The organism is Micromonospora endophytica, from assembly GCF_003236305.1.
Classification (GTDB): domain Bacteria; phylum Actinomycetota; class Actinomycetes; order Mycobacteriales; family Micromonosporaceae; genus Micromonospora; species Micromonospora endophytica.
The window spans coordinates 25,160-31,683 of the sequence record NZ_POTX01000043.1 but is presented as its reverse complement, the minus strand read 5'-3'; the positions used below and the strand labels follow the sequence as shown (position 1 = coordinate 31,683).

Genomic DNA, 6,524 nt, shown 5'->3' with positions numbered 1-6,524 from the left:
GGTTCGCGTCGGCGGGGGAGGAGTCGCGTACCGCGAAGTGCCCGGACCGTCGCGCGGACCGCACGTTCTCCCGGGCGACCTGGGCCGGCTTGGTCATCCGACGGTGTCTGCGGGCGTACCGGCGATGAGTGCCTTCGACCTGTCGCCCGCGCAGGTCCGCAACCGGCTGCTGCTGCGGGCGCGGCAGGCGGCGCTGGCCGCCCGCGTCGGGGTGCGGTGCCAGTGCCCGGTCGGGGCGGCGTGGGCGGCGGCGGTCCGCGTGCCGGTGGTGCCGCAGGTCTGCGTCGGGCCCGGCGACGTGGTCCGGCTGGACAGGTCTGACTACCGGTACGCCACCGGACCGCTGCGGCTGCGGATCGTCCGGGTCCGGCGGGACCTCAGCCAGTGGTACGAGGGGCAGTGGATGTGGCTCGAAGGCGTCGAGATCGCCCCGGACGGCCAGGACGGTGAGTGGCGGCCGGTGCTGGCCCGCGTCGCCGCGCTGTCCAGGGAAGCCGCGGATCGTGCGGCGGGTGTGGGGCGGCGCGGCGATGGCTGAGGACACCGGGTCGTCGGTGCCGCGTCGACACCTCGGGCGGGTGCTGCGGCAGCTACGCACCGAGGCGGGGATGACGGTGGACGGCGCGGCGGAGGCGTTGCAGGTCAGCCGGCAGCGGCTGTGGCGGATCGAGGCGGGCCGGTCCGCGGTGAGCCGCCGCGACGTGCGGGACATGTGCCAGCGGTACGCTGCCCGGCCCGAGCTGACCGCCGCGCTTGTCGCCCTGGCCGGGGAGACGCGGGCGAAGGGCTGGTGGCATGCGTACGGTGATCCGCTGCCGCGCTGGTGCGAACCGTACGTCAGCCTGGCCGCCGAGGCCCGCCGGCTGCGCGAGTATGCCGACGGGATGATCCCCGCGCTGCTGCAAACCCGGGGGTACGCGATGGCCGTGTGTCGGCGGCGGTCGGACCTGACCGAGGCGGAACGGGAAAAGCTGATCGAGGTACGGCTGCGCCGGCAGGACGTGTTGCGGCGGCGGTTGCCGGCGGCGCCGCGAGTTGAGGCGATGCTGGCCGAGGCGGTGCTGCTGCGTGCCGTCAGCGATCCGGCGGTGATGGTCGAGCAGTTGCGGCATCTGGTGGCGGTGAGTCGGCTGCCGCAGGTGTCGTTGCGGGTGGTGCCGTTGGCGGTGGGGGTGCATCGGGCGGCGATCGCGGGGCCGTTCATGCTGCTGGACTTTCCGCCCGGCAACCGGGCGGAGCCGGATCCGCCGGTGGTCTACCGCGAGTTGTTGACCGGGTCGCTCTACCTCGACCGGGAACCGGAAGTGGCCGCGTACGAGCAGGTTTGGGCCGGGCTGGACGCGGTGGCCCTGGACCACGACCAGTCTCGCCACCTGATCGAGAAGATCACCGCGCAGGTCCACCACGCCGACGCCTGAGCCGCCGCGCGGTACTCACCTGGCGCACTCGGCGGCAAGCGGCGGAAGCTCGACTCGGCTGCCGCAGGTCATGAACAGTCCCGCAGTCGATTCTGCCCGCAGACCCACAGCAGTTCGGAGCACGGGAGGGGCGCGTGATGTAGATCTTGGATTCGGGACGTTCGGAGCTCGGACGGCAGCTTTCCAAGATCTGCGGGCGGAAGTGAGCCGGGCGGCGACGGTGAAGGCGGCGAAGCGACCGGGTCGTACCGTCGGCCCGACGATTCGGGCACCGCGACGAACGTTGCAGTCATCCCACCGCCTCGGTCCGGGTTACCGATCGCACCGCCAAGCGGCGGTCAGGACAGTCATTGCTCGGCGTGTGCGGCGTGGTAGGCGGCCACGACATCGGCGGGAAGTCGTCCGCGCACCCCGATGGGCCAGCCCTGCTGACGTGCCCAGGATCGTACCGCTGACGGATCCACTGTGGGCAAACCGGCTGGCTGCGCCGCGTTCGCAGGCGTAGCCACCTTGCGGGGTTCGGTGGAGGACGCGGGCCGGGATGCCGGGGGTGGCTCCGCAGGCGTGACCGGTTGGACGTAGGCGACGAGTTCAGCGAAGACCGTCGGGGTGACGATTCTGGTGCCGTACTGGCGGGCGGCTCTGGCTTTGGATGTGCCGGCGTCGGCGCCATCCGTGACCAGCACCGCGGTCTTGCGGGACACGCCGCCGGTCACCCGGAGGCCGGCGGCCTGTGCCCGCCCCTCCAGTCGGGCGCGTTCCAGTTCGTCGCATCCGGTGAACGCCACGCCCTGCCCGATACGCAGCGGATCACCGTGCGGCCACGGGTCAGGCAACGGGCGGCACTCATTGCTCCGGGACTCGTGCAACGCGGCCGTCGCCTCGTCGAGTACGGCCTTGACGATGCCGTCGGCAAAGCCAAGGACAGCGGCAGTGGCGAGGAGGTCGTTGCGCTCAGCCCGGGTCACCTTGCCGTCCTCGACCGCCTTGTGCGCCAGGGCGAGGAGGAAACCACGGTGGGCGGCGTCGACCTGCTGGCGGGTCAGCGCGTACGTCTTGGCCAGCTCAGCCAGCGCGCTGGCCTCGTCGTCGGTCAGGATGCCGTCTTCGAGGGCCTCCGCGAGTAGTTCCACGTATGCGGTCGTGGCCTGCGGCGCACCCTCTTCCAGCACCGACGACAGCGGCAGATCGTCCAGCAGGGCAGCCAGGCTGCCGGGCGCAGCCGGAGTGGCCTCGACGCGAGGCGTACGGGGAACGGTGGAGACCGCATTTCGGGGGACCGACGGCCAGGCCACGTCAACGGCCTGTGCCGGCAGTCGGGTGTGCTGGTGCCGTGGCTGCCGATGCGGGTGCAGGAACGAGGCGAGCAGCGCGGCGGTCGCGCTGGCGTCCCCGAGGGCAGAGTGGGCCTCCTGCAGCTCGATGCCGGATGCGTAGCAGCAGTCGGGCAGCCGCCGCCGGCTCAAATGCGGCAGGTACGACCAGCTCGCATCCAGAGTGCACAGGTACGGGCAGGCCGGCAGCTGCCAGCCGGCTCGGGCGTACTCGGCTTTGAGGAACGCCAGGTCGAAGCGGGCGTTGTGGGCGACCAGGGCGCGGCCTGCCAGCCGGCTTGTGACTTCACCCGCCACGGCGGCGAAGCTCGGTGCGTGCCTGACATCCGCGTTGGTGATGCCGTGGATATGGGTGGCGCCGACGGAACCGCCCGGGTTGATCAGCGTGGTCCAGGTGTCGACAATCCTGCCGGACAGGTCGGTGTTGACCACCGCGATCTCCACGACCCGGTCCCGGCCTGCCGACAATCCCGTTGTCTCGACATCGATCACGGCGAAGCCGATCCCGGTAGGCAGCTCACCTGCTCTGCGCTGCCGCCCTACTGTCTGAAGGCCCGTGGTCGGCAGTGCGGGCTGGTGCTTACGGCGACGAAACGACTCCAACAGTCCCAAGACTCGTCCTCTCGTTCGGGCCATCACCCGGGGGTGGTGCGTTGGCACGCTGACATGGTGCCGTGCCGGCAGGCATCCAAGATCAGGTGATCATGTGGCTACGGTGAGCGAAACTGCTCATCCCGTTGACCGGTCGGATCGAAGACGATTGCAAAGGGACGATGCTGATCTGCGCTCCGGCAAACGGTCGGGTCCGGTCGGACCAGCCAGTCGTAGGGCGGCGGACGAGACCCGGTCCACATCGGACAACAGGCGGCTGTCCGTCTGCCTCGATAGGACGGGCAGACCTGAGCCGAGAGGAGGAAGGGCATCGGCTCGAGGCTGGCCGGCGGGAGTCTGAGTTCGCTCGTCAGTCGGTGCTGCCCCGCAGGTCTGACTCGATGCGGTGGCGCAGCCCCGCCGCGCGGGAGTCGGGCAATTCGGCCAGCCGCTCAGCTGCCTCGCCCCACCAGCGGTGTGCCTCCTCGGTGCCCGATGACCGCGACGTCACCGTTGCTCAATTCCCAGATGTCCGGGCAGCTGCCGTCGCCGGACGTGTTGCCCAGCTCGTGTGACGACTTGCCCCAACGGCGGCTGAGCTGGGCAGACGGGTCCGCCTTCCACTGGCGAGCGCCCATATCGACCTCCGAGGCGCCCCACTTCAGGAAGCGGTCAGATCGTCGGGTCACCGAGGGCGACGCACACGTTGTCCTGTCGACCGATGCTCAGCGTCAGCGTACGGGCGCCGGCTGGGTCGATCGAGATGACGTGCAACCCGTCGAGGATGTAATAGCCACGCTGGTAGTGGTCTCCCGGCCGGAAGCCGAACCCCGCCGGCCCGAAGATGGTGTAGCGCAGCCACCCGCCGTCCGGGCGGTATTCGAGCAGTCCGGACCCGCCCGCGTCCCGGCGTACGGCCTGGCCGGTGTCGGAGTTGACGAAGTCCACGGTCAGCGGGCCGGCGTACTCCTCAAGTCGGACGGCGCCGGTGGCGTACCGCGCGAGCACCCGGACCCGTACGTCCTGGGAGACGACGCGGACCTGGAGGGGGAACGAGCAGTAGCGGCCGGCGGGCCCGGTCCATTCCTCCTGAATGGACGGACGCCACGGTTCGGGGCGGAGGTCGTGCCCAGCGGACGGGACCGCTTGGGCCCCGACGTCCCGAGCGACCGCCGGGCTCGCGGGCGCGGTCACGAGGGCCGTGGACACCATCAGCGTGCCGAGCAGGGACCAACAGGCGATTTTCCCGAGGCGCATGTCATCCACCTAACCAGTAAATGGAAGTTAACCGGTGTTATAGACAACACTGGTTAGTGCTGCCGAGTCAAGGCACACTTTGGGCATGCACTGGGTCAACGTCGACGGCTATCCGATGCCGATTCCGGTCGGCGGGCATCCCGCCCTGGAGCTCTGCAACACCTGGGCCGGCTGGGCGGAACCACCCAGCCCCGAACGGGAGTGGCTGCGCGACTTCGACCGCCTGGCGGTGTGGACCGGACATGTCCAACTCCTCACTCCGACGACCGTCGCTCGACTTCGGGATGAGGGCCGCCGCCAGCCATCCGCCGCACACGAAGTGCTGGTGGCGACCCGGCTGCTGCGTACCGCGCTGCACGACGTCCTGCTCGACCCGGCCGACACCACGGCCTTCCGGCACATCGCCGAGCAGGCACACCGAGCCGCCGCCGAGGCAGTGCTGGAGTCGGACCAGGACGGACTCGCCCGCTGGACGCTGCCCGACGACATCGGTCTGCTGCTGCCGCTGCTGGCCTGCGCCCGCGCCGCCGCAGACCTGCTCACCTCCCCGGCCCGCACCGAGGTACGCGCCTGCCCGGCCGTCGACTGCGGATGGCTCTTCCTCGACCGACGCGGCCGACGCCGCTGGTGCAGCATGGCCACCTGCGGCAACCGGGCAAAGGTACGGGCCTACGCCGCCCGCCGGCAGCCGGACTGACCAGCGTCCAGACGCCGTCCCGACCGCAGACCGCTCCGCCGGCACGCGGTCGACGGGCTCACATGATTGGGTACGCAGGCAGCACAGCTCGACTTCGAGACCTTCGTGGCGGGCTCGTCGACCAAGCCGAGTACGACGCCAAGCGTTGCGGGGAACTTAAGCCGGGCGCGCCCTGCCCGGGTCGTGACGCGAGAGGTGCTTGTGCCTCTCTGTCGCTTCCGTTGGGCGTCTCGACCGAGCGGGCCATATGCCAGTCTGGATATTGCGACTCGCAGAGTTCGAGTTCGTGAATAACTGTCGGATTATCGACAGCGATGGCAAGTTCTGTTAATTCGACTAGAGTCGATTGATTGAATGATGCCACTCGAACCTCCCCGGGCGGACCATGCTACTGCTGGAGAAGGATGGTGCGGCCGAGATCGCCGCCGATCGGGTTCCGGACATTCTCGCCCGTGATGGCATCGTGCTGATCAAGCACGCGCGCGTTGCTGACGTCCGGGCGTTGCTCCACGCCTGGACCAAGCCCGTTGATCATCCACATCAATCCGGCGCAGGGATGACAATCATTGCGCCTCGTGACACATCCGACTTTCGGGAAAATGTGGCGGGATTTTCCCGCAACGTCTTGCCGCCGCACACAGATCGAAGCCTCCAGGATCAGCCGCCCAGCCTCGTCGCTGCGTTGATGCTGTCCGGTGCGCCTGCTGGCGGAGAGGCAGTTCTGGTTGACGGTGCACGCGTGCTGCGGGTGCACGGTCGGGATCATTCTGCGTCTGGCTTGGCGGGGCTGCGATTGGCCACTTCTGATGGCAGGGGCGATATCGCTGTTGTGGAGAAGCATGCTGGCCTCGTCAGGATTCGCTACCGCGATGACGGTGTGGCTCGGCCGTACAGCACTGATGGTCGGTGGGACACGGCGACCGAATTTCGTCAACTGATCCGCGCGACGGCGGAGACCATCCATCTTGCCGCCGGGGACGGGTATCTCATCCACAATCATCGGATCTTGCATGGGCGGGCGGAGTTCAGTGGTGACCGGCTTCTCGTGCGGCTGCTGGCCAAGGTCAGAAGAGATCATCCGTATGCTTGGCTGAATCGGGGGTTCAGATTTGCGGATTCCTAGGACCAGGTCGACTTCCGCGCTGAGTATCGCGCGGGCCCAACTCGCGGCGGCGTTGGCAAGGACGAACCCGTCCGATGCCGATTTTCCGCTCGCCATCCGTGAGG

At 69.1% G+C, this 6,524-nt stretch carries 7 protein-coding genes; 4 read left to right on the top strand and 3 right to left on the bottom strand.

Annotated features, from left to right (window positions below; genetic code table 11):
* Positions 1 to 124: 124 nt before the first annotated feature.
* Positions 125 to 538 carry a hypothetical protein gene (locus tag C1I93_RS09435; RefSeq protein WP_111242854.1) on the top strand — a complete coding sequence of 138 codons (414 nt, stop codon included), beginning with the start codon at positions 125 to 127 and terminating at the stop codon, positions 536 to 538.
* Complete coding sequence (locus C1I93_RS09430; protein WP_111242857.1) at positions 531 to 1,418, top strand: helix-turn-helix domain-containing protein; 888 nt, start codon at positions 531 to 533, stop codon at positions 1,416 to 1,418. The genes C1I93_RS09435 and C1I93_RS09430 overlap by 8 nt, the downstream gene beginning before the upstream one ends.
* A 347-nt stretch (positions 1,419 to 1,765) precedes the next feature.
* Here C1I93_RS09430 and C1I93_RS09425 read toward each other — a convergent pair whose 3' ends face one another.
* The 3 genes from C1I93_RS09425 to C1I93_RS09415 all read right to left on the bottom strand — a co-directional run bounded on the left by C1I93_RS09425 (position 1,766) and on the right by C1I93_RS09415 (position 4,600).
* Entirely contained in the window at positions 1,766 to 3,388 is a 1,623-nt protein-coding gene (locus C1I93_RS09425; RefSeq protein ID WP_111242853.1) for an exonuclease domain-containing protein, read from the bottom strand.
* 325 nt (positions 3,389 to 3,713) lie between these two features.
* Entirely contained in the window at positions 3,714 to 3,854 is a 141-nt protein-coding gene (locus tag C1I93_RS31465) for a hypothetical protein (RefSeq protein WP_181445084.1), read from the bottom strand.
* A 161-nt stretch (positions 3,855 to 4,015) separates the two neighbouring features.
* On the bottom strand, positions 4,016 to 4,600 hold the full coding sequence (locus C1I93_RS09415) for a hypothetical protein (protein WP_111242851.1): 585 nt from the start codon (positions 4,598 to 4,600) through the stop codon (positions 4,016 to 4,018).
* An 85-nt stretch (positions 4,601 to 4,685) separates the two neighbouring features.
* Between C1I93_RS09415 and C1I93_RS32350 the strand changes: the two genes are divergently transcribed.
* A complete protein-coding gene (locus tag C1I93_RS32350) occupies positions 4,686 to 5,297 on the top strand; it encodes a CGNR zinc finger domain-containing protein (protein WP_111242850.1) in 612 nt (203 codons plus the stop codon).
* A 385-nt stretch (positions 5,298 to 5,682) separates the two neighbouring features.
* On the top strand, positions 5,683 to 6,420 hold the full coding sequence (locus tag C1I93_RS33075; protein ID WP_111242849.1) for a TauD/TfdA family dioxygenase: 738 nt from the start codon (positions 5,683 to 5,685) through the stop codon (positions 6,418 to 6,420).
* Positions 6,421 to 6,524: the final 104 nt, after the last annotated feature.

Coding starts and splice junctions, on each gene's coding strand:
- C1I93_RS09415 (WP_111242851.1), bottom strand. CDS start 4,600: ATGCGCCTCGGGAAAATCGCCTGTTGGTCCCTGCTCGGCACGCTGATG.
- C1I93_RS33075 (WP_111242849.1), top strand. CDS start 5,683: ATGCTACTGCTGGAGAAGGATGGTGCGGCCGAGATCGCCGCCGATCGG.
- C1I93_RS32350 (WP_111242850.1), top strand. CDS start 4,686: ATGCACTGGGTCAACGTCGACGGCTATCCGATGCCGATTCCGGTCGGC.
- C1I93_RS09425 (WP_111242853.1), bottom strand. CDS start 3,388: ATGGCCCGAACGAGAGGACGAGTCTTGGGACTGTTGGAGTCGTTTCGT.
- C1I93_RS09430 (WP_111242857.1), top strand. CDS start 531: ATGGCTGAGGACACCGGGTCGTCGGTGCCGCGTCGACACCTCGGGCGG.
- C1I93_RS09435 (WP_111242854.1), top strand. CDS start 125: ATGAGTGCCTTCGACCTGTCGCCCGCGCAGGTCCGCAACCGGCTGCTG.